General features: G+C 50.4%; 1 pseudogene. It reads right to left on the bottom strand.

Annotation, left to right across the window (positions count from 1 at the left end):
* Nucleotides 1-544, bottom strand: a pseudogene (locus FBT53_RS16210) (hypothetical protein); the annotation flags it as partial.

Raw genomic sequence — 544 nt, 5'->3', positions numbered from 1 at the left:
TCTATCGTACAAGGCGAAGTTGCGGGGACAGTGTAAGTATATGTTCCAGCACCAGCTAAAGCAGGTGACCAAGTTCCAGTGTTGTCAGGAGTGCCACCGAGTTGCGCAAAAAGTTGTGCAGCGGTAACGGTTGCTCCTTCGCAAATGATTAAAGTTCCATTGCTACCTGCATCTGGAGCAGCTTGTTCAGTTACTTCCACTTCTGCAATGGCATCTGTGGTACACGGCGAAGTTGCGGGCACAGTGTAAGTATATGTTCCAGCACCAGCTAAAGCGGGTGACCAAGTTCCAGTGTTGTCAGGAGTGCCACCGAGTTGGGCAAAAAGTTGTGTAGCGGTAACGGTTGCCCCTTCACAAATGACTAAAGTTCCATTACTGCCTGCATCTGGCGCAGCTTGTTCCGTTACTTCCACTTCTGCGATGGCATCTGCAGTACAGGGCGAAGTTGCGGGGACAGTGTAAGTATATGTACCAGCACCAGCTAAAGCGGGTGACCAAGTTCCAGTGTTATCAGGAGAACCACCGAGTTGCGCAAAAAGTTGTG

The sequence above is a fragment of the Flavobacterium sp. ASW18X genome (assembly GCF_005144745.1).
GTDB lineage: Bacteria > Bacteroidota > Bacteroidia > Flavobacteriales > Flavobacteriaceae > Croceivirga.
The sequence above is the reverse complement of the archived record's forward strand: the minus strand, read 5'-3'. Positions and strand labels throughout refer to the sequence as shown.